The organism is Micromonospora fluostatini (assembly GCF_050410825.1).
Taxonomy (GTDB): Bacteria; Actinomycetota; Actinomycetes; order Mycobacteriales; family Micromonosporaceae; genus Micromonospora; species Micromonospora rosaria.
Genome location: NZ_CP191251.1, coordinates 6,172,752 through 6,193,453 on the forward strand (window position 1 = coordinate 6,172,752; position 20,702 = coordinate 6,193,453).

At 72.8% G+C, this 20,702-nt stretch carries 19 protein-coding genes, 1 tRNA gene and 1 pseudogene; 14 read left to right on the forward strand and 7 right to left on the reverse strand.

What is annotated here, in order from left to right; genetic code table 11:
* The first annotated feature begins 14 nt into the window (after positions 1 to 14).
* From ACQUFX_RS27455 to ACQUFX_RS27465, 3 genes are all read left to right on the forward strand, one after another.
* A complete protein-coding gene (locus ACQUFX_RS27455) occupies positions 15 to 1,352 on the forward strand; it encodes a hypothetical protein (protein ID WP_428963113.1) in 1,338 nt (445 codons plus the stop codon).
* Complete coding sequence (locus tag ACQUFX_RS27460) at positions 1,349 to 1,894, forward strand: flavoprotein (RefSeq protein ID WP_428963114.1); 546 nt, start codon at positions 1,349 to 1,351, stop codon at positions 1,892 to 1,894. Before ACQUFX_RS27455 ends, ACQUFX_RS27460 begins: the two co-directional genes overlap by 4 nt.
* A 69-nt stretch (positions 1,895 to 1,963) precedes the next feature.
* Positions 1,964 to 2,314: a hypothetical protein gene (locus tag ACQUFX_RS27465; protein WP_428963115.1), complete on the forward strand. Its 351-nt coding sequence runs from the start codon at positions 1,964 to 1,966 to the stop codon at positions 2,312 to 2,314.
* A gap of 166 nt (positions 2,315 to 2,480) precedes the next feature.
* Here the strand turns inward: ACQUFX_RS27465 and ACQUFX_RS27470 are convergent.
* A tRNA-Lys gene (locus ACQUFX_RS27470) sits at positions 2,481 to 2,568 on the reverse strand.
* 222 nt (positions 2,569 to 2,790) lie between these two features.
* Between ACQUFX_RS27470 and ACQUFX_RS27475 the strand changes: the two genes are divergently transcribed.
* Positions 2,791 to 3,777 carry a DUF7507 domain-containing protein gene (locus ACQUFX_RS27475; protein ID WP_428963116.1) on the forward strand — a complete coding sequence of 329 codons (987 nt, stop codon included), beginning with the start codon at positions 2,791 to 2,793 and terminating at the stop codon, positions 3,775 to 3,777.
* 94 nt (positions 3,778 to 3,871) lie between these two features.
* Here the strand turns inward: ACQUFX_RS27475 and ACQUFX_RS27480 are convergent, their stop codons facing one another.
* Positions 3,872 to 4,660, reverse strand: coding sequence for a class I SAM-dependent methyltransferase (locus ACQUFX_RS27480; RefSeq protein ID WP_428963117.1), 789 nt, complete (start codon positions 4,658 to 4,660; stop codon positions 3,872 to 3,874).
* 47 nt (positions 4,661 to 4,707) lie between these two features.
* Between ACQUFX_RS27480 and ACQUFX_RS27485 the strand changes: the two genes are divergently transcribed.
* The 5 genes from ACQUFX_RS27485 to ACQUFX_RS27505 all read left to right on the forward strand — a co-directional run bounded on the left by ACQUFX_RS27485 (position 4,708) and on the right by ACQUFX_RS27505 (position 9,441).
* Positions 4,708 to 5,292: a helix-turn-helix domain-containing protein gene (locus ACQUFX_RS27485; RefSeq protein ID WP_428963118.1), complete on the forward strand. Its 585-nt coding sequence runs from the start codon at positions 4,708 to 4,710 to the stop codon at positions 5,290 to 5,292.
* Positions 5,293 to 5,395: 103 nt separating this feature from the next.
* Entirely contained in the window at positions 5,396 to 5,680 is a 285-nt protein-coding gene (locus ACQUFX_RS27490; RefSeq protein WP_428963119.1) for a hypothetical protein, read from the forward strand.
* A gap of 5 nt (positions 5,681 to 5,685) precedes the next feature.
* A complete protein-coding gene (locus ACQUFX_RS27495) occupies positions 5,686 to 6,858 on the forward strand; it encodes a sensor histidine kinase (protein WP_428967100.1) in 1,173 nt (390 codons plus the stop codon).
* Positions 6,855 to 7,691 carry a response regulator transcription factor gene (locus tag ACQUFX_RS27500; RefSeq protein ID WP_428963120.1) on the forward strand — a complete coding sequence of 279 codons (837 nt, stop codon included), beginning with the start codon at positions 6,855 to 6,857 and terminating at the stop codon, positions 7,689 to 7,691. The genes ACQUFX_RS27495 and ACQUFX_RS27500 overlap by 4 nt, the downstream gene beginning before the upstream one ends.
* Positions 7,692 to 7,896: 205 nt before the next feature.
* A complete protein-coding gene (locus ACQUFX_RS27505; protein WP_428963121.1) occupies positions 7,897 to 9,441 on the forward strand; it encodes an alpha/beta hydrolase in 1,545 nt (514 codons plus the stop codon).
* 73 nt (positions 9,442 to 9,514) lie between these two features.
* Here ACQUFX_RS27505 and ACQUFX_RS27510 read toward each other — a convergent pair whose 3' ends face one another.
* The 3 genes and pseudogenes from ACQUFX_RS27510 to ACQUFX_RS27520 form a co-directional block, all read right to left on the reverse strand.
* The gene (locus ACQUFX_RS27510) at positions 9,515 to 10,852 is read right to left on the reverse strand and encodes a CE1 family esterase (protein WP_428963122.1); all 1,338 of its coding nucleotides are present in this window, start codon (positions 10,850 to 10,852) and stop codon (positions 9,515 to 9,517) included.
* Positions 10,853 to 11,156: 304 nt separating this feature from the next.
* A complete protein-coding gene (locus ACQUFX_RS27515; RefSeq protein ID WP_428967157.1) occupies positions 11,157 to 11,516 on the reverse strand; it encodes a beta/alpha barrel domain-containing protein in 360 nt (119 codons plus the stop codon).
* A gap of 79 nt (positions 11,517 to 11,595) precedes the next feature.
* Positions 11,596 to 12,231 (reverse strand): annotated as a pseudogene (locus ACQUFX_RS27520) (alkene reductase); the annotation flags it as partial.
* Between the two features lie 121 nt (positions 12,232 to 12,352).
* Between ACQUFX_RS27520 and ACQUFX_RS27525 the strand changes: the two are divergent.
* The 3 genes from ACQUFX_RS27525 (at position 12,353) to ahcY (ending at position 16,140) form a co-directional block, all read left to right on the forward strand.
* Positions 12,353 to 12,721, forward strand: a complete 369-nt coding sequence (locus tag ACQUFX_RS27525) for a MerR family transcriptional regulator (RefSeq protein ID WP_428963123.1) — start codon at positions 12,353 to 12,355, stop codon at positions 12,719 to 12,721.
* Between the two features lie 98 nt (positions 12,722 to 12,819).
* Positions 12,820 to 14,397 (forward strand): Na+/H+ antiporter, encoded by a 1,578-nt coding sequence (locus ACQUFX_RS27530; protein ID WP_428963124.1) that lies wholly within the window; start codon positions 12,820 to 12,822, stop codon positions 14,395 to 14,397.
* Between the two features lie 282 nt (positions 14,398 to 14,679).
* Positions 14,680 to 16,140 (forward strand): adenosylhomocysteinase, encoded by a 1,461-nt coding sequence (gene ahcY, locus ACQUFX_RS27535; protein WP_428963125.1) that lies wholly within the window; start codon positions 14,680 to 14,682, stop codon positions 16,138 to 16,140.
* A gap of 3 nt (positions 16,141 to 16,143) precedes the next feature.
* On the opposite strand, the gene ACQUFX_RS27540 is transcribed toward ahcY, so the two are convergent.
* Together ACQUFX_RS27540 and ACQUFX_RS27545 are read right to left on the reverse strand one after the other, a co-directional pair.
* Positions 16,144 to 16,812: an HAD family hydrolase gene (locus ACQUFX_RS27540; protein WP_428963126.1), complete on the reverse strand. Its 669-nt coding sequence runs from the start codon at positions 16,810 to 16,812 to the stop codon at positions 16,144 to 16,146.
* Between the two features lie 7 nt (positions 16,813 to 16,819).
* Entirely contained in the window at positions 16,820 to 18,082 is a 1,263-nt protein-coding gene (locus tag ACQUFX_RS27545) for a cytochrome P450 (RefSeq protein ID WP_428963127.1), read from the reverse strand.
* A 367-nt stretch (positions 18,083 to 18,449) separates the two neighbouring features.
* Between ACQUFX_RS27545 and ACQUFX_RS27550 the strand changes: the two genes are divergently transcribed.
* Complete coding sequence (locus ACQUFX_RS27550; RefSeq protein ID WP_428963128.1) at positions 18,450 to 19,454, forward strand: radical SAM protein; 1,005 nt, start codon at positions 18,450 to 18,452, stop codon at positions 19,452 to 19,454.
* Positions 19,451 to 20,701, forward strand: coding sequence for an adenosylhomocysteinase (locus tag ACQUFX_RS27555; RefSeq protein WP_428963129.1), 1,251 nt, complete (start codon positions 19,451 to 19,453; stop codon positions 20,699 to 20,701). Before ACQUFX_RS27550 ends, ACQUFX_RS27555 begins: the two co-directional genes overlap by 4 nt.
* The last annotated feature ends 1 nt before the right edge of the window (position 20,702 follow it).

Here is a 20,702-nt window from a genome sequence, read left to right on the forward strand (position 1 = left end):
CGGGAGGGCATGCGATGGCTGCGGTGACGACCTGGACCGGTCGGGATGCGACCGCACTGCGCCAAGCGTCACGGATGAGCGTCACCGCCTTCGCCGAGCACCTGGGCGCGGCCCGACGGACGGTGGCCAAGTGGAGCAGCCAGGGCGACGGCGTCGTCCCGCGTGCCGACATGCAGGCCGCGCTGGACACCGTGCTGGCCCGAGCCACACCCGGCGTGCGGGCACGATTCGATGCCCTGAGAGCAACCGGCACCAGCGGTGCACCCATGAGCACCACACCACCGCGTTCCGGCACGGCCGCTGATACTGGAGAGGACAGACACGGTGGCTCGGACTCGGATGGTGACGTGCGACGAAGAGATCTTCTCCGCGGTGCGGCGGTCGGCGTCGCCGCTGCACCCAGCGTCGCGCCGTTGCTCGACGCGCTCGTCTCGCCCCGCCGTCCACCTGCGGCGGTGCCGTCCGTCGAGCAGCTCTCCCGCGACGTGGCCGCCGTCAAACGCGACTACCAGGCCTGCCGGTACGAGCGCGTCCTGACCCAGCTCACCAGGCTGCTACCGGCCCTCGACCCCGTCCGTACCAGCGCAGAGGCCGGGCGTCAGGCGCGGGTCGACGTCCTCGCCGCCGACCTGTACCACGTCGTCGGTAGTGTCCTGCTCAAGGTGGGCGACCGAGGGATGGCCCTGGTCGCGGCCGAGCGGAGCGCCCGCGCCGCCGGGGCGAGCCAGGACCCGGTGGCGGTCGCCGCGAGCGCACGGATCATGACCCACGCCCTGATGAGCAACGGCCACGACGCCCAAGCGGTGACCCTCGCCGGCAACGCGGCCGGCGTACTCGACCGGGACACCCGCCTCAGGTCTGCCGACGCGGTCGCCGTGTACGGCGCCCTCGTCCTCCGGGGCACCGTCGCCGCAGCCCGCCGCGACGACCGGGACACCGCACACTCCATGCTCGACGAGGCGACCCGCGCCGCCACCCGCCTCGGCTACGACGGCAACGACCGGTGGACCGGCTTCGGCGCCACCAACGTCCTGCTGCACCAGGTCAACGTCGCACTCACCCTCGGCGACGCCGGCACCGCCATCGCGATCGCCCGCACCGTCCCCCTCGACAAGGTGACGCTCGCCGAGCGCAAGGTATCGCTGTACCTCGACGTCGCCCGCGCCTACACCCAGTGGGGCCGCCACGAGCACGGCCTGACCGCGCTGCGCACCGCCTACGAGGTGGCACCCGAGGAGATCCGCTGCCGTCCAGCGGTCCAACGCATCGCCGACGACCTTGCTACCCACGCCACGGGCTCGGTCCGCACCGCTGCCGTCGCCTTCGCCCAGACCGCCAGAATCCCGCTGTGACCGGCAGCCATCTCCAGATCGTCGTCTGCGGCGCCGGCCCCACCACCGACGTCGCTCACCTCGTCCACGCCGCCCACGCGCAGACCTGGACAGCAGCCGTCACCGCCACACCCAACGCGATGAACTTCCTGAACACGCCTGCGATCGAGGAGTTGACCGGCACCGCAGTGCGGTCCAGCTACCGGGCAGCGCCGGGCGCCCGCCGGTCACTGCCCGCACCCGACGCCCTGGTCATCGCACCCGCCACCTTCAACTCCATCAACAAGATCGCCCTCGGCCTGGCCGACAACTACGCCATGACCTCGGTCGCCGAAATGATCGGACGCCGGGTCCCCACCGTCATCGTGCCCTTCGCCAACGCCGCCCTCGCCGCCCGACTCCCCTTCCGCCGCGCCGTGGCCAGCCTCCGCGACGAAGGCGTACACGTCATCGTCGGCCCCGAACACGACTGGGAACCACACCCACCCGGCAGCGGCAACGACCGGCAACGCACCTTCCCCTGGACAACCGCCTTCGAGATCGCGACCCGGCATGCCGGCTAACTGATTCGACCGACCACACCCAGGACCGGCGCCAGCCCGCCACGCGAAGACCGTGCGACAGTCGCGGGCGTGACCTTTCCACTGGAGGCACTGCCAGCCGCCGTGCTGGCCCGGACCCAGACCTGGGCGAGGCTCGGCATGACGTGGCACACGCGACCAATCGAGCCGAACCATGGCACGCCGATCGTCATCAGCGAGTTCGAGTCCACGTCGTGGCTCGCCGCGATCACGATCTGGAGCACCGGCGAGGCCGAACTGGAAACAGCCCGTCTGGCCGACGAACGGATCGTCAACAAGCACTACGACCTGAACACCCCCGACGACCTCGAACTCCTGCTCGACGACCTCGTCGCCCTCCTCGTCGACGACCACATCCCCGAGGCGGCAGTCGTTTCCCACGCACCTTCGGCACCAGCCTGAAGCCATCAATCGAACGCGCCCCGGCGGGACACCGGCGTGGGCTCCTGTCCGTCCAGGCCCGGGACGGTCCAACGGCTCCCGAGCACCCATCGAGCACCGGACCATCGGCGGGGAGATGAAGAAGGCCCTAACCCAGGGTGAAACCCCAGGTCAGAGCCCTTATTGCTGGTGCGCCGCCAGGGACTCGAACCCCGAACCCGCGGATTAAGAGCCAGCACCCACCCCCGCTCGGTGGCCGCGTCCGACAGCAGCGCCAGCGGCTTGCCCGACCCGCTCTGTTCGAGCCGCCGGAGCGCCGCGGCCGCCCGGACGAGTGCCCTGTCGGCGTTCATAGCTCGGTCCTCTCTCTTGGTCCTCGGCCCCGGTCACGGTGGTGACCGGGGCGGGCACCGGGATCAACTGACGGCTACCGGGGCCGGGGTCGTCCGTGGCCGCCCATCGTCAACGACTTCGGCACCAATAAGGCCTGGATCCGGATGCCGGCCGGCTGGACGCTGCTCAACGCCACCGCGGTGATCAGCGGTACGGCCGACTTCTTCGTCCTCACCCACACCTGCGCCGCGTCCAGCCCGGAGGTCAACCCGAGGCTGACGCTGACCAAGACGGGGTCGCCGACCAGTGGGCTGAAGGTCGGTGACGTGGTCACGTACACGTACACCGTGACCAACGCGAGCACCGGCACGGCCACGCCGATCACTTCCATCGCCGTCACCGACGACACGGTCACCGGCATCACGTGCGAGGACACCTCGCTCGTTCCCGGGCAGAGCACCACGTGCACCGGCACCTACACGGTGACCGAGGCCGACGTGGAGCGCGGCCGGATCGTCAACACGGCCCAGGCCACCGGGCGCTTCGGCGAGCAGCTCGTGCCCTCCAACGAGGCGACCTTCACCGTCACCACGAAGAAGACCCGGCCTGGCCTGAAGATCCACAAGGAGGCCCGGGTCGACACCGACTGCGAGGACAAGTGCAAGAACGGCGACGTCGCGCACAAGGGTGACGAGATCTTCTACACCTACCGGGTGACCAACACCGGGAACGTGTCGATCAGCAACGTCGCCGTCAACGACCCGACCGCCGGCCAGGTGGTCTGCGACCGCACCACCCTGGCGCCGGGCACCAGCACCGACTGCCACGCGGTCAACCCGTACGTCGTCACCGAGGCGGACGTGAAGGCCGGCAAGGTGGTCAACACGGCGCGGGCCACCGGCACGTACCGGGACCAGAACGTGGTCTCCTCCTCGGTCACCGTCACCGTCACCGTCTGCGTCGAGGAGCACGAGAAGGGCAACTGGAACGACAAGGAGAACGACAAGGAGAACGGCAAGGGCAAGGACGGTCTGCCCGTCACCGGCCAGAGCCTCACCGGCGCCCTCGCCCTCGGCGGCGGCCTCCTGGTCGCCGGCGGCGGCCTGATCGGGCTCAGCCGGATCCGCCGGGAGGTGAACTCCTCACTCTGACCGCTCCGTTCGCGAACTCCGGGCACCACCTGGTGCCCGGAGTTCGTCTGTCGTGCGGCGGTGGGCCGCCGGCGCCGTGGCCGGTCGGGCGGGGTCAGGGGCGTCGGGCCAGCCAGACGGTCCGGGTGGCCCGGACCGTGAGGTCGGTACGGCTCGCCACGCCCGCCGCGATCGTGTCCAGCGCCGCGAGGTCGGCCGCGGGGAGCCGCCCGTCGAGGCCGTGCCGCATCCGGGCCAGGGTGAGCTGGGCGTAGCGGCCGGTGGCGGCGGGCAGGGGTGCGCGCAGCGCGATGTCGAACCGCCGTTCCGCCTCGACGGTGAAGCCCGCCTCGGTCAGTCGGGCGGCCCAGTCCTCGGTCATGTGCAGGCCCTTCTCGGCCCGGAGTTCGGCGAGCACGGCATGGCACCGTTCCTCCAGGTCCGCCCCGGCCCCGTCGGGCAGGAACCGGGGGAAGGAGTCCAGCTCGGTGACCACGAACAGGCCCCCCGGGCGCAGCGTCGCGTGGGCCCGGCTGAGGGCGCGGGCGGGCTCGGCGAGGTGGTGCAGCGAGGCGGACGCCCAGATCAGGTCGGCGGGGCCCAGCGGTGGCCAGGACTGGTCCAGGTCGGCCTGGACGGTGTGCACCCGGTCGGCGACGCCGAGCGCGTGCGCCCGGCCCCGGAGGTGGTCGAGCATCTCGTCGTCGACGTCGACCGCGACGATCTCCGCGTCCGGCAACTGCCGGGCCAGCGCGAGGGTGCCGGTGCCGGAGCCCGCGCCCAGGTCGACGACGCGGGGCCGGGCGGGGGTGAGCGAGCCGACCCAGGTGAGCACGGTGTCGTGGTACTCGTGCAGGACGTCGGCGTCGAGGTCGAGCAGCTCGGCCAGGTGGGTGTGTGCCATGCCGCGACCGTACCCGCGTCTTGCTCGCGCGGCATACAATCTTGCGTATGAAGCAAGACGGTGAGGTGGACGCCCTCGTCCGGCAGCGGATCCGGGGGCTGCGGGTGGCCCGTGGCTGGTCGCTGGACGAGCTGGCGGCCCGCAGCTTCCTGAGCCCGTCGACCCTGAGCCGGATCGAGACCGGTCACCGGCGGATCGCCCTCGACCAGTTGACCCCGATCGCGCGGGCGCTGGGCACCACCCTCGACCAGCTCGTGGAGTCGGGCACCGACGACGACGTGGTGATCCGCCCGCACCGCGACGAGGAGCGCGGCGTGACCACCTGGCTGCTGACCCGGCACGGCGCGCCGGCCGGGATGACCGTGGCGAAACTGCGCGTCACCCGACCGGCCCCCGCCGAGCTGCGGGTGCACCCCGGGCGGGACTGGTTCACCGTGCTCTCCGGCACCGTGGTGCTGCGGCTCGGCGAGCGGACGATCCTGGTCCGGACGGGCGAGGCGGCCGAGTTCTCGACGATGGTGCCGCACGCGTTCGGTGCGCACGGCGGCCCGGCCGAGATCCTGTGCATCCTCGACCACGAGGGGGAACGCAGCCACCTCGGGCCGCAGCGGCCCCCGGCCGGCACCGGGTGACCCCCCGGCCGACCGGCCCGGCCCCGCCACCAGGCCGGCTCCACCCTCATCTCCACCCTCCGAAGGTGCCGGTCCACCCGGCCCCGCTCGTAGCGTTCGGCTCATGAACGAGCGGATCGACACCACGAGGAACGGCTTCCCGGCTGCCCGGCGCGGCACCGCCGTGCGGGCCGCGAACTATCTGCTGACCGGCGACGGGAAGGGCAGCCGGAGCACCCGGCTGGCCGGCACGGTCATCAACCGGGTGCTCGAACAGGAGGGGGGCAAGGTGACCGGCCGTGTGGTGATGGCGGTCCTGGTGGTGCTCGGCGTGGCGGGACTGGCGTTCGTCGCCTACCGTCTGCTGGTGCTGGACCTGATCCTGACCCTGGTGCGGGAACGCGGTTGACCCTGGTGGACGGGCTGCGTCGGCTGATCCGCCGGGGCGTACGGCTGCTGAAGGCCGACGACCCGGAGACCGGCTGGCTGGTCCGCGTCGTGCTCAGCGCGCTGCTGGTCTGGTCGCTGCTGTACCTGGCCCCGACCGAGCCCGGCGTGCGGCCGGTGCTCGCCGTCAGCCTCGCCTGGTGGGCCTGCTTCGTGGTCACCGACCGCCGGTGGCCCCGGCTCGCCCGTACCGCGTTGGCCCTGGCGGCACTGCTGCCGGCCACCGTCGCGGGCGTGCCGGACAACGCCGCGGCACTGATCTTCCTCTACGGCGCGCTGTTCACCTTCGTGCTGCTGCCCCGGACGCCGATGTGGGCCATCCTGGCCCTCACCGGCGCGGTCGTCGCGGTCCTGCTGACCGGCCTCTGGCTCGCCGGTCGCGGACCGACGGCGATGCTGACCCAGCCCGCGCTGATCGTCATCCTGCTGCTGTTCAGCCTGCACCGACGCGAGTACCGGCTGCGGGCCGACCAGACCGCGCTGCTGCTCGACCAGACCGCGCGCACCCAGCAGGCCCAGGCCCGGGCGGCGGCGCTGGACGAGCGGGCCCGGATCGCCCGGGAACTGCACGACGTGCTCGCCCACTCGCTGGGCGCGCTCGGCGTGCAACTGGAGGTCGCCGAGGCCCAACTGACCGAGAAGGGGGACGTCGTGGCTGCCACCGCCCGGATCCGCCGGGCCCGCCGGCTGGCCGGCGACGGCCTGGCCGAGGCCCGCTCGGCGGTCGCGGCCCTGCGTGCCGACGTGCCGCCGCTGCCCCAGGCGCTCGGCGACCTCGTCGCCGGCCACCGGGCGGACCACGCGGCCATGGTCACCCTGCGTACCGAGGGCAGCCCCCGGGGCCTGCCGTCGGCGGCCGAGGTGTCACTGCTGCGGACCGCCCGGGAGGCGTTGACCAACGCGGCCAAGCACGCCCCGGGTGCCCCGGTCACCGTCACCCTCGACTACCACGGGCCGGTCGTACGGCTCACCGTGGAGAACCCGGCCCCGGACCCGACCCGGGACCGGCCGGACGCCGGCGACGGCGTGGGTGGCCACGGGCTGACCGGAGCCCGGGAACGGATCGCGCTGGTCGGTGGGACCCTGGAGGCGGGCGTGGCCGACGGTACGTGGCGAGTCAGCGTGGAGGTGCCAGCATGACCGACCGCACCGAGCAGGCGGTGCCGGACGTGAGCCACGGCCGGGACGGCGAGGGCCGGGAGGGCATGCCAGTGCAGCCCAGCATGACCGACCGCACCGAGCAGGCGGTGCCGGACGTGAGCCACGGCCGGGACGGCGAGGGCCGGGAGGGCATGCCAGTGCGGCCCAGCATGACCGACCGCATCGACCAGCCGCTGCGGGTGCTGGTCGTCGACGACCAGCAACTCGTCCGGGAAGGGCTGACCGCCCTGCTGGAACTCACCGACGGGGTGGTCGTCGTCGGGGCGGCCGGCGACGGCCGGCAGGCGCTCGACCTGGTCGCCGACCGGAAGCCGGACGTGGTCCTGATGGACCTGCGGATGCCGGTACTCGACGGGATCGCCGCGACCGCCGAGGTCCGGGACCATTTCCCGGAGGTCGCGGTGGTGGTGCTGACCACGTACGCCGACGACGAGTCGATCGCCGGGGCGCTCGCGGCCGGGGCCCGTGGCTACCTGACCAAGGACGCCGGGCGTGCCGAGATCGGCATGGCGCTGCGGGCGGCGGTCGCCGGCCACTCGATGTTCGACCCGGTGATCTCCGCCCGGCTCGCCGCCGCACTGGCCCGGTCGACGCCACCACCGGCACGCGACCGGCTGCCGGACGGGTTGACCCAGCGGGAGGCGGAGGTGCTCGGCCTGATCGCCCAGGGGCGGACCAACGCTGAGATCGCGGTGGCCCTGTTCGTCGCCGAGACCACCGTCAAGACCCACACCAACAACGCCTTCGCGAAGATCGGCGCCCGGAACCGCACCGAGGCTGCCGGTTACGCGATCCGCCACCGGCTCGGCTGACCCGGCGTCGCCCCGGCGACCGGTCGGCCCGCTGGCAGACCGTCTTCACGGGCAGACCGGGGCCGGTGGCAGACCGGCCCGGTGAACGGCCGGGCCAGCCGATCCACGGCCGGGCCACACGAAACCCCGGGACAGGCGACAGGCCAGCGATGGCGGCCACCTGTGCCCGAAATGTCGAGTAACAGCACCGAGAAGGAGGGGATCAGTGCGACCGAGGATGCGGGCGTTCACCGTCGCGATGGCGGCCGTGACGCTCGTCGCGGGCACCGGTACCGGCGCGGCCGGGGCGGGGCCACGGGCGCAGGAGCGCGACCGTGACCGTGGCTACCGCGCCGACATCACCTGGGTACCGTGCCCGGAGGCGGCCGACGTCGAGTGCGGCACGGTGCCGATGCCGGTGGACTGGGCCGATCCGGGTGGCGAGACGTTCACCCTCGCGCTGGCCCGCCGCCCGGCGACCGTCCCCGCCGAGCGCGAGGGCGTGCTGTTCGTCAACATCGGCGGGCCCGGCGGCTCGGGCGTGGACTTCGCCCTGGTGGCGGACCGGTACTTCAGCCCGCAGGTGCGGCAGCGGTTCGACATCGTGGGCATCGACCCCCGGGGGATCGCCCGCAGCACCGAGGTGGCGTGCCCGCCGGGCCGACTCGACCAGCGCCCCTCGCTGACGCCGGCCAACCAGGCCGGGTTCGCGCGCCTGGCCCGGTTCAACCGGCAGTTCGCCGCCGAGTGCCGGGCCCTGACCGGCCCGCTCTACGACCACGTGGACACCCGTAGCGTGGTCGAGGACATGGACGCCGTACGGCGGTCGTTGGGCGAGCGCACCATCAGCTACTTCGGCCTCTCCTACAGCACGCTGATCGGCCAGCAGTACGCCGAGCGGTACGGCCACCGGGTCCGGGCCATGGTCCTGGACAGCGTCATGGACCACAGCCTCGGTACCCGGGGCTTCGTCGAGACCGAGGCGGCAGCCGCCGAGGACTCGTTCCGCGAGTTCGTGGCCTGGTGCGGCCGGACCGAGTCGTGCACGCTGCACGGCCGGGACGTGCCACGGCTGTGGCACAGCCTGCTGCGACGGGCCGACCGGGGCGAGCTGTCCGACCCCGGATCGGGTACGCCGGTCACCGCCCGGCAGGTGCGGGACCGCGCCTTCGCCGACTTCTACGGCCCGACCTGGTCCTCCCTCGCCGACTTCCTGTCGGCGCTGGACGGCTCCACCGCCCCGACGAAGCCGACCGGGGAGGCCGACCCGTACCTGAAGGCGCACCTGTTCCCGGCGGTGTTCTGCCTGGACTGGAGCATGCCGGTGCGTGACCACCGGGAGCTGACCACGCTGACCGGGCGGGCCGCCCGGGTGGCGCCGGCCATGGGCGGCTCACCACTGGCCACCGAGGCGGTCGGGTCGTGTGTCGGCCGGTCCGGGGACACGGTGAACCCGCAGCAGCGGCTGCGGATCACCACGGCACCGACGATCCTGTTGCTCAACGCCCGGCACGACCCGTCGACCGCGTACGAGTGGGCGGCCAACGTGCACCGGCAGGCCCGTGACGCCACCGTCCTGCTCACCTACGAGGGCTGGGGCCATGGCGTGTACGACCGCAGCGCCTGCACCAGGAACACGACCGACGCGTACCTGCTCGACCTGACCGTGCCCCGGGCCGGTACCCGGTGCGCCGCCGTCGAGCCGGCTGCCGCCACGGGCCGGCCGGCTCCGGTGGAGTCGCTGGTCAGCCCGCTGCGGAGCGTCGGCTGAGGCGGTGACCGGGCGGCGGGTGCCGGTGGGGTCGCCCCGTCGGCACCCGCCGCCGTGTTCGGGTCGGGTCAGGTCAGGCGACCGTGCAGGTTGCGCCGTTGAGGGTGAACGAGGACGGCCGGGCGGTGTTGCCCGTGTGGGTGGCCTGGAAGCCGACGCTGACCGAGGCGTTGGGCGCGAGCACGCCGTTGTAGTCGACGTTCCTGGCCGTCACCTGCCCGGAGGTGGGGGCGTAGCTGGCGTTCCAGCCGCCGGTGATGGTCTGCCCGCCGGGCAGGGTGAAGACCAGGGACCAGCCGGTGATCGTGGTGCTGCCGGTGTTGGTGATGGTGAGGTCCTCGGTCAGGCCGTTGCCCCACGCGTTGACGGTGGCGGTGACCCGGCAACCCGCCGGGCCCGGCGGCGGAGTCGTCGGATTGGGCGTCGGGGTGGTCGGACCGGGCGCCGGGGTGGTCGGGTTGGGCGTCGGGTTCGCCCCGAACTGGGTGAAGAACCGCCACGTCTCGCCCGGCAGCCAGGTCCGGGAGCCGCTGTCACCGGGGGCGCCGTCCTGCGGGGCGGCGATGTGGCCCTCGTCGAAGGCGGCCCACACCACGGGGTACCCGGCCGCGCAGCCGGAGTAGGTGGTGCTCCGGTGGGTCAGGCTGCCCTGTGCCGGCTCGGGCGGGTTCTGGGCGGTGCACCCGTTGTTGCGGACGAAGCGGTCGCGCAAAGTACGGCCACCGGAGATGCCGAGCACGTTGTCCCGGATGCCGTGCGCCCCGAAGTACGCGACCCGGCCGGTACCGCCGCTGCACCCGCTGATCTGGCCGGCGCCGTAGACCGCGACCGCGCGGAACACGTCCGGGCGGGCGCAGGCGAGCGCGTAGCTCATGCCGCCGCCCCAACTGAAGCCGAGCGCGAAGCGCTGGGTCGTCTCGACGCAGAGCTCCCCCTCGATGCGGCGGAGCATGTCGTCGACGAAGGTGACGTCCTCGCCGCCGCTGTTGGCCCAGCCGTTGTTGAGGCCCTGCGGGGCGACGAAGATGGTGCTGTTGTTCGCCAGCCGCAGCAGCCCGTAGTACGCCCAGACGTCGCGCTGCACGGTCTGACCGGTGGCGACGTCGGTGGCCGTGGCGCCCCGCCAGTGGAACCCGAAGACCAGGCGGTGGGGGGTGCGGTTGTCGTAGTTGTCGGGCAGCCGCAGGATGAAGCTGCGGCTCTTGCCGCCGCTCTGGATCGTGTGCGTACCGCTGGTCAGCGTCGGGGTCCGGCCGCAGCCGGCGGTCGAGGCGGCGGCGCCGACGTCCGTGGCCGCCGTGGCCGCGCCGGACGCGGCCGACGAGCTGGCGGCGGCGCCGACGGCGAGCGTCGTGCCGCCGAGGGTCAGGGCGAGCAGGGCCGCGACCGCGACCGATCTGGGTCTCACCATCACGCGAAAACTCCCTCTGCCGTCCATGCGTCGGCATCAGTGGCGATGTGGGGTTCGGATCGGCTCGACGTACCGGACGGCTCCCGCGACTGGTCTCTGTGTCGGCCGGTACGTGTCCGATCGGTGTCCCGCCGGGGTGCCCGGGGGGTGTCCGTTGTCGATGTCGGCGAGCGCTGCTCGGGCAGCGGACGACGGACCCGGTGGGGACGGCGGAGCGTGCCCTTCGCTCCTGTCTGGAACCTACATTGTGAACGATAACATCGCAATGCGTGGATGGAATGTGGCGGCTGTCGGGCGGGTGGGGTCAGGCCGGGTGCTGGTACGCGGGATAGGTCAGGTAGCCGGCGTCGCCGCCGGTGTACCAGGTCGCCTCGTCGTGCGCGGCGATCGGCAGGCCCTGGCGCAGCCGCTCGACCAGATCGGGGTTGGCGAGGTAGGCGCGGCCGAAGCTGATCAGATCGGCGCCCAGCGCCAGCCAGTGGTCGGCGGCGGCCCGGTCGGTCTGCCGGGCGCCCATCGGGAAGACCGGGTTGACGACGAACGTGCCGGGCCAGGCGCGGCGCAGTCCCACCAGGACCTCCTCGTCGGTGGTGGCCTCGACGTGGACGTACGCCAGGCCGAGGGGAGCGAGTTCGGCGAGCAGCGCGCCGTACAGGTCGGGCACCTCGGTCTCCCGGGCCCCCCCAGATGCCCGCGCCCGGCGAGAGCCGGATGCCGGTGCGCCGCCCACCCACCGCGTCGACGGTGGCGGCGACCGCCTCCACCGCGAACCGGATCCGGTTGCCGATCGACCCGCCGTACCGGTCGGTACGCAGGTTGGCGTTGCTGGACAGGAACTGGGCGATGAGGTACCCGTTGGCGCCGTGCAGTTCCACGCCGTCGAAGCCGGCGTCGACGGCGCGGCGGGCGGCGTCGGCGTAGGACCGGGCGTGCTCGGGCACCTCCCCGGTGGCCAACGCCCGGGGCACGGGCGCCGGCTTCGGCCCGGTGGGGGTGAACACGTCGCCCTCGGCGGCGACCGCCGAGGGGCCGACCGGCTGCGTCCCCGTCGTCTCCGAATGGGACACCCGGCCCCCGTGCATGAGCTGGGCGAAGATCCGTCCCCCGTTGGTGTGCACCGCGTCGGTGACCGGTCGCCAGCTCGCGACCTGCGCGTCGGTGTGCAGGCCCGGGGTGCCCGGGTTGGACTGCCCGACCAGGCTCGGCTGCACGCCTTCGGTGACGATCAGCCCGGCGGTCGCGCGCTGGGCGTAGTACGTCGCCATCGACGGGGTCGCCAACCCGCCCGTGGCGGCGCGGACCCGGGTCGTCGGGGCCATCACCACGCGGTTGGGCAGGGTCAGCTCACCGAGCCGGTAGCGGTCGAACAGGGTGGTCATGGGGTGCCCTCCACGGGTGTCGGACGCAACGGTCGCGTCGGTGGCTCCGGCGCAGCGCTACGCTAAAACCTGACGTTTACGTCAGAGGCAAGTGTTGCGGGACGGATCACAGGGAGGCGCGGTGCGGATCGGGGACCTCGCGGCGAGCGCGGGGGTGAGCGTGCGCGCGCTGCGCTACTACGAGGAGCAGGGCCTGCTCACCAGCGTCCGCAGCCCCGGCGGCCAACGCCGGTACGCCGACCGCGACGTCGCCCGGGTGCTCCTCATCCAACGCCTGTACCAGGCCGGGCTCTCCAGCCGGACGATCGTCGACCTGCTGCCCTGCACCGAAACGCCCAGCCATGAGGCCTCCGACCTCGCGTTCGAGCGGATGCGGCAGGAACGGGACCGGATCACCGGGCACATCGCGGAACTCACCCGTACCCGGGACGCCCTGGACCGGCTCCTCGCCGCCAACCGCGCCCACCGGGAGGGGCTCGTCCCCGGCTGACCTCCGGCCCCCCGGTCAGTTCGATGGTTTGCCCGTGCCGGGCCCGCCACCCGTACCACGATGGTCGGGCAGGCCGGTACGGGTGACGGGGGCACGGGGTGAGCGCGCTTGTCCTGATCGTGGTGCTGGGCGCCACGGTGATCATCGGCACCACCCTGGGCGGCCGGTACAGCGTCGCCCCGCCCGTCCTGCTCATCACGATGGGCGGTCTGCTCGCGCTGCTGCCGCCCTTCTCGCACGTGGTGCTGGAACCCGAGGTGGTGCTGGTGCTGTTCCTGCCGGCGATCCTCTACCGGGAGAGCCTGGTGGTCAGCCTGCGGGAGATCCGGGCGAACCTCCTCGTGATCACGTTGCTCGCGGTCGTCCTGGTCGTGCTGACGATGGTCTCGGTGGCGGTGGTCGCCCAGGCGCTCGGCGTCGTGCCGGCCGCCGCCTGGGTGCTCGGCGCGGTCCTCGCGCCCACCGACGCCGCCGCGGTCGCCGGCCTGGCCAAGCGGATGCCCCGCCGGATCCTCACCACCCTGCGCGCGGAGAGCCTGATCAACGACGGTACGGCGCTGGTGCTGTTCAGCGTGGCGGTCGGCGTGATCGCCGGGCACGCCTCACCGGGGTTCCTCGTCCTGCTCGGTGAGTTCGCCGGCAAGGCCGCCGTCGGGGTCGCCGCCGGGCTGCTCACCGGGGGCGTGGTGATCATGGTCCGGCGCCGCCTCGACGACCCGCTGCGGGAGGGGGCGTTGAGCGTCATGACGCCCTTCGTCGCGTTCCTGCTCGCCGAGTCGGTGCACAGCAGCGGGGTGCTCGCGGTGGTGGTCGCCGGCCTGCTCCTGACGTACGCGGCCCCCCGGGTCATCCGGGCCCCCTCCCGGGTCCTGGCGCTCAACTTCTGGGACCTCACCACCTTCCTGATCAACGGTTCGCTCTTCGTCCTGCTCGGCATGCAGATCCCCCGCGCGGTGCGGAGCATCACCAGCACCTCGACCGGCGAGGCGTTGATCATTTCGGCGGTGATCGCCGGCGTCGTGGTGGTCACCCGGATGGCCTGGGTGCACCTGTCGATCGCCACCCTCCAGGCGGTCGAGCGCCGGCCGGCCCGCCGGGAGAACCGGGTCGACTGGCGGGTCCGGACCATGGCCGGCTGGGCGGGTTTCCGGGGCGCGGTCTCCCTGGCGGCGGCGCTCGCGGTACCGGTGACCACCGACACCGGCTCACCCGCCGCCGAGCGGGATCTGATCATCTTCTGTACCGCCGTGGTGATCGTGCTGACCATGCTGGTCCAGGGCACCACCCTGCCGGCCGTGGTCGGCTGGGCCGGCCTGGTCGGCGACCCCGACCGCGAGGACGAGGTCCGGCGGGCCCGGTTGGCGGCCACCCAGGCGGGGCTGGCCGCGCTGCCCGAGGTCGCCGCCCGCATCGGCGTCGGGCCGGACGCGGTGGACCGGCTCCGCAGCGACTACCAGCGGCACCTCGACGAGGTCCAGTCCGCCCCCGACGACGAGGAGGCCGCCCGGGACCGGGATCTGGACCGGCAGTTGCGGCTCGACGTCCTCGAACACAAGCGCCGCGAGGTGACCCGGCTGCGGGACAACCACGAGATCGACGACGCGGTGCAGCGGGAGTTGCAGGCGGCGTTGGACATCGAGGAGATCCGCCTGCTGGGGCCACAGAACAACGACTGATCCCGGGCCGCGCGCCGGGCGTCCCGACCGCCGCGCCCGCTGTCGGGCACACCCTCCGCTGTGTACGGAGCGCACACCACAGCGTCGCTCACTGCTAGGATTCGTCGTCGCCGGGCCCTCCGACGCCGCCCTGCCGGGTGCCGTCCACCGACCACGCCGAGGTGTGTTCACGCCGAACCGCGACCACCCCGAACCGCGACCACCGCAGAACCGCGACCCCCCGAGGTGCCCGTCCGCCGATCACGTCCATGTCGCGTCAGTCGATCCGAGAGGACAGTGTCAATGACCGTCAGCGCGGATGCAGGACGACCCTTCGACTACCGGGTCGCCGACCTGGGCCTGGCCGAGTTCGGCCGCAAGGAGATCCGCCTCGCCGAGCAGGAGATGCCCGGCCTCATGGTCCTGCGGGACGAGTTCCGCGACACCCGCCCGCTGCGCGGGGCCCGGATCTCCGGTTCGCTGCACATGACCGTGCAGACCGCCGTCCTGATCGAGACCCTGGTGGCGCTCGGCGCCGAGGTGCGCTGGGCGAGCTGCAACATCTTCTCCACCCAGGACCACGCCGCCGCCGCGGTCGTCGTCGGTCCGGAAGGGACGGTCGACCAGCCGCGCGGCGTCCCGGTCTTCGCCTGGAAGGGCGAGACGCTCCAGGAGTACTGGTGGTGCACCGAGCAGATGCTCACCTGGCCGGGCGCCACCGGGCCGACCACGATCGTCGACGACGGCGGGGACGCCACCCTGCTGGTGCACCTCGGCGCGGAGTACGCGCGGGCCGGAGCGGTGCCGGCGACCAGCCCCGAGGACAGCGAGGAGTTCGGCGTCCTGCTCGACGTGCTGCGCCGCTCGATCGCCGAGCGGCCCGACACGTGGACCGCGATGGCCGACGGGATCCGGGGCGTCACCGAGGAGACCACCACCGGCGTGCACCGCCTCTACGACCTGGAGCGCAGCGGGCGGCTGCTCTTCCCGGCGATCAACGTCAACGACTCGGTGACCAAGTCGAAGTTCGACAACCGCTACGGCATCCGGCACTCGCTGATCGACGGCATCAACCGGGCCACCGACGTGCTGATCGGCGGCAAGGTGGCGGTCGTCTGCGGCTACGGCGACGTCGGCAAGGGCTGCGCCGAGTCGCTGCGCGGCCAGGGCGCGCGGGTGGTGGTCACCGAGATCGACCCGATCTGCGCCCTCCAGGCGGTGATGGACGGGTACCAGGTGGCCCGGCTGGAGGACGTGGTCGAGCAGGCCGACATCTTCGTCACCGCCACCGGCAGCCGCGACGTGATCACCGCCGACCACATGGCCCGGATGCGGCACCAGGCGATCGTGTGCAACATCGGGCACTTCGACAACGAGATCGACGTGGCCGGGCTGACCGCCGTGCCGGGGATCGTCCGGGACCAGGTCAAGCCGCAGGTGGACGAGTGGCGGTTCGCCGACGGCCACTCGGTCATCCTGCTCAGCGAGGGCCGGCTGGTGAACCTCGGCAACGCCACCGGCCACCCCAGCTTCGTCATGTCCACCTCCTTCGCCAACCAGGTGCTGGCCCAGATCGAGGTGTTCACCAAGCCGGACCAGTACCAGCGGCGGGTCTACACGCTGCCCAAGCAGCTCGACGAGCGGATCGCCCGGGTCCACCTGGAGGCCCTCGGCGCGCGGCTGACCACGCTGACCAAGTCGCAGGCCGACTACCTGAACCTCCCCGTCGACGGGCCGTACAAGCCGGACCACTACCGGTACTGACGGTCACCCCGTCCGCCCGGTCGTGGCCGCCGGCCCGAGCAGGGCCAGGGCCGCGGCCGGGCTGCGGATCGTCACGTCGGCGGGGACGGCCGGGTCGTACTCGTGTCCCCAGCCGGCGGCGACCGCGAGCGCGCCGGCGTTCCAGGCCGCCATCAGGTCCCGGGCCGAGTCGCCGACCATCGCCAGCGCGTCCGGCGCCACACCCAGCCGCGCGGCGACCACGAGCAGCCCGTCCGGCGCGGGCTTGGCCCGCCGGGCGTCCTCGGCGCAGACCAGCACGTCCACCAGGTCGGCCAGGCCGGCGTCGTGGAGCAGCACCGCCGCCGCCCGCCGGCTCGCCCCGGTGCAGACCGCCACCGGCCCGTAGGCCCGCTGGGCGCGCAGCACACCCGGCACCCCCGGGTACGCCACCACGCCGGTCGCGCCGAGCTGCGTGTAGTACGCGCTCAGGTCCTCCTCGGTGGTGGGGCGGCGCAGCAGGTGGGCGAGCATCCGTTCCGGCGGCCCGAGGGGGTACGCGGCCTCGACGTCCGCCGGGCTGACGACGTGCCCGCCGACGGCCGCGACCGTCCGGACGAAGGCCTGCGGCACGTGGTGACCGGAGTCCACCAGCGTGCCGTCGAGGTCCCAGACCAGCATCTCGGGCGGGGCGGTGGGGGTGGCGGGCGGCACGGCCGGCTCAGCTCGGCGGCAGCGGCAGGTCGGCGCGGCCGGGGGTGCGTGGTGGCCGGGGCGCGAACGTCACCGGGAGCCGGCGGAAGCCGTTGACCTGGCCGACCGACGGGTACCGCCGCACCCCGGCGGCGTCGACGCGGAAGTCCGGGATGCGCCGCAGCACGGCGGCGAGCAGGACCCGGAACATCGTCCGGGCGAAGTGGGCGCCGAGGCAGTGGTGCACCCCGGCGCCGAAGGCGACGTGCCGGTTGTCGGGGCGGTCCAGCACCACCCGGTCGGGCTCGGCGATCGCCGTGTCGTCGTGGTTCGCCCCGGCCCAGGAGATCAGCAGCCGGTCGCCGGCCTTCAGCGGGCAGCCGTCGAGCACCGTGTCGGCGGCGACGGTCCGGCCGTTGAGGTGGATCGGGGAGAAGTACCGCAGGAACTCCTCGGTCGCCGGCTCCAGCAGACGCGGGTCGGCGGCGAGCCGGTCCCGTTCGGCGGGGTGCGCGTCGAGCCAGTGCACGACGCTGCTGATCAGCGCGGTGGTGCTGTCCACGCCGCCGAAGAAGACCAGTTGGGCGAGGCTGACCACCTCCTGGTCGGTCAGCGGCCGGTCCCCGTCGGCGTCGCCGACCAGCCCGCTGATCAGGTCGGTGCCCGGTTCCCGGCGGCGGCGCGCCACGGTCTCGGCGAGCAGCGCGAGCACGTCGGCCAGCCCGGCCTGGGCCCGGTCGTGGCTCGGGGTGCCGGGCGGATGGGTGACCAGGGTGTGGAACGGGTCGACCAGCTCGCGCCACCGGGGCACGGGCAGCCCGAGCAGCGCGACGACGAGCGCCGCCGGCACGGGGAAGCCGAGGTCGTCGGCGACGTCGAGCCGGCCGGTGGCGATCCTCGCGTCGATCAGGTGCTCGGTCAGCTCGGTGAGCCACGGCTCCCAGCGGGCCACCTCGCGCGGCGAGAACCAGCGGCTCATCCGGCGTCGGTAGAACGCCGACTCGGGCGGGTCCGCCTCCTGCGGCAGGCTGCGGGTGCCCACGGAGGCGGGGATGCCCACCCCCCGGTACCCGGTGCGCTCCCCGGTCGGGTCGTGGTCGGAGGAGAAGACCTCCGGGGTGCGAGCCACCTCGCGGACCGCCGCGTACGAGGAGACGACCCAGAAACCGCCGTGCGCCCGGGAGTAGCCGACCGGGCAGGTGGCCCGCAGACCGGCGTAGATCTCCGGCCAGTGCCGGGCGTACTCCGTGGAACTGAAGTCGAAGTCGATGACCGGTCGGGCCTGGGTCACCTCGCGCCACCTCCCCCGTCGCGCACCGGTGCGAATAGCCGGCACGAACCGGCAAATCGATCGACGGCGATCGTACTCTCAATCGCGCCGGAGGGGCAAACGCATTGCGCTCGTCCGGTCGCTTCGAGTGACGTACGGGGTTGTGTTCATCGAACGCCTGTGCCTAGCATCGATCGGAGCAAGTAGATCAATGCCAAATGTTGCCGGTAAGACGGGTATCCGGGTCGTGGCTGTGGTCCGCCCGGGCCCGGTGCCGATGTCGGCGCCCGCACATCAATTGCATCCCTGATCGAAAGCGCGGGGGACCATGCCCGAACTTCTCACCATCGGTGGATCGCGTCCGGAGGGTTCCCGGGACCGCACCCGGGTGCACTACCGCAGATTCCACAACATCTATCTCTACATCACCGAGCGGTGCCAGTTGCGCTGCGGCCACTGCTACATGGGCGACCGGCTCGAACGCGGGCTCTCGCTCAGCTACGACAAGGCCGTCCGCATCATGAACCAGTGCCGCACGCTGGGCGGCGAGTACATCACCTTCCTCGGTGGCGAGCCGACCCTGCACCCCGACCTGCCCCGCATGGTCGACCACGCCCGCGAGGTCGGCTACCGGCAGGTGATGATCAACTCCAACGGTCTGCTGGAGCGCACCATCGACAAGATCGCACCGGAGAAGCTGCACTACATCTCGTTCAGCCTGGACGGCGCCTCGGCCGAGGTGCACGACGCGGTCCGGGGCGAGGGAATGTTCGACAAGACGGTGCCCTGCATCCGCAGCACCGTCGAGGCGGGATATCCGGTCCGGCTGATCTGCACGATCTCGCAGATCAACATCGCCGACGCGCCGAACATCCTCGCGCTGGCCGACGAGATCGGCGTGCAAATGGTGAACTTCCACGTCTTCTCCGAAGAGGGGCGGGGCATCGCCAACGCGGAGACCTGGTCGCTGTCGCCGTACGAGTGGATCAGTTTCTACGAGCACCTGGAAAGCATCAAGGACGAATACCGGACCTCGATCTGGTACCCGCCGACGTACGCCAACCGCGAACGGCTCGAACGCTACGTCGACGAGGGGTACCGGGGCTGTGTCGGCTGCTCCCTGGACCGCCTCTCGATCTTTCCGGACGGACGCTCGTACGTCTGCTCGGTCCTCTTCGACGAGCCGATGCACTTCGCCGTGATGACCGACCAGGGGCTCCGGCTCAACCGCCAGCAGAACGAGTTCGAACTCTTCACCCAGGCCACCTTCCAGGCCGGTGACGAGCCGTGGCTCAGCGGCTGCCCGGCCGAGGCGGTCCTCGCCCGCAACGGCAAGCCGACCACCCCACCGGACCTGGTCTCGCTCTGCCGGCTCTGGAAATCGCAGGCATGACCACGACCGACACCGAGCGGGGCCCGGCCGCCGGCCGCGCCGCCGCGCCGCCGACCGACCCACCGTCGACCGACGCGGCCCGCTCCGGGACGCGCCCGAGCGCCAGCGCGACGGCCCGGCTGCGCCTGGCCTGGCGGCAGATGCCGGTGCTCGCCGCGCTGCGCCGCCAGGTCCGCGCGGACCGCCCGCTGCTCGGCGTACCGGTGGCGGCGGCGATGCACGTGAGCACCGAGACCGCCCACCTCATGGTCACGCTGAAGGACGCCGGGGCCCGGCTCCTGCTGCACCCGTCCAACCTGGGCACCCTCGACCCGGCGGCGGTGGCGGAGCTGCGGCGGCGGGCGATCCGGGTGAACCTGCCGGACACCGGATCGGCGTCGCTCACCGAGCAGCTCGCCGCCTTCCGGCCCCGCCTGCTCGCCGACAACGGCACCCTGCTCACCGCCTGCGCCGACGTCCCCGCCCTGGCCGGCGACCTGCTGGGCGCCACCGTGCACTCGCGCAACGCGGAGCGGACGGCCCGCGCCCTGGCCGCCGCCGGCCGGCTGCCCGTACCGGTCATCCCGGTGGCCGACTCGGTGCTCAAGAGCGCGGTGGAGACCCCGGCCGGCACCGGCCAGTCCACCGTGCACGCGCTGGTCCGGGCGACCGGGGTGCAGCTCGGTGGCAAACGCGCGGTGGTCGTCGGGTACGGCACCGCCGGCACCGGCATCGCCCGGTACCTCCAGGCGATGCGGTGCCGGGTCACGGTGGTCGACACCTCGGCGGTCGCCTGCCTGCGGGCCCTGGCCGACGGCCACGCCGTCGGGGCGCTCGACACCGTCCTCGCCGACGCCGACATCGTCGTCGTCGCCACCGGCACCCGGAAGGTGGTCACCGACCGGCACCTCGACCTGCTGCCGGACGGGGTGCTGCTGGGCAACATCGGCCACTACCCGGACGCGATCGACGTGCCCGCCCTGACCCGTGCCGCCGACCGGGTGACCGCCCTCGGCGGCGGTGTGCACGAGTACCTGCTCGCCGGCCGGTCGGTGTTCCTGCTCGGCGAGGGCAGCCAGCTCAACCACGTCTGCGCGGGCGGGAACTCCAGCGAGACCATGGACCTGACCCTCTCCCTGCACGTGCTCTGCCTGCTGCACCTGGTACGGCGACCGGACGACCTGGTACCCGGTCTCAACCCGCTGCCGGACTCGTTCTCCGAGACCGTCGCGCGGGCGAAGCTGCGCGCCCTCGGACACGTGGCCTGAC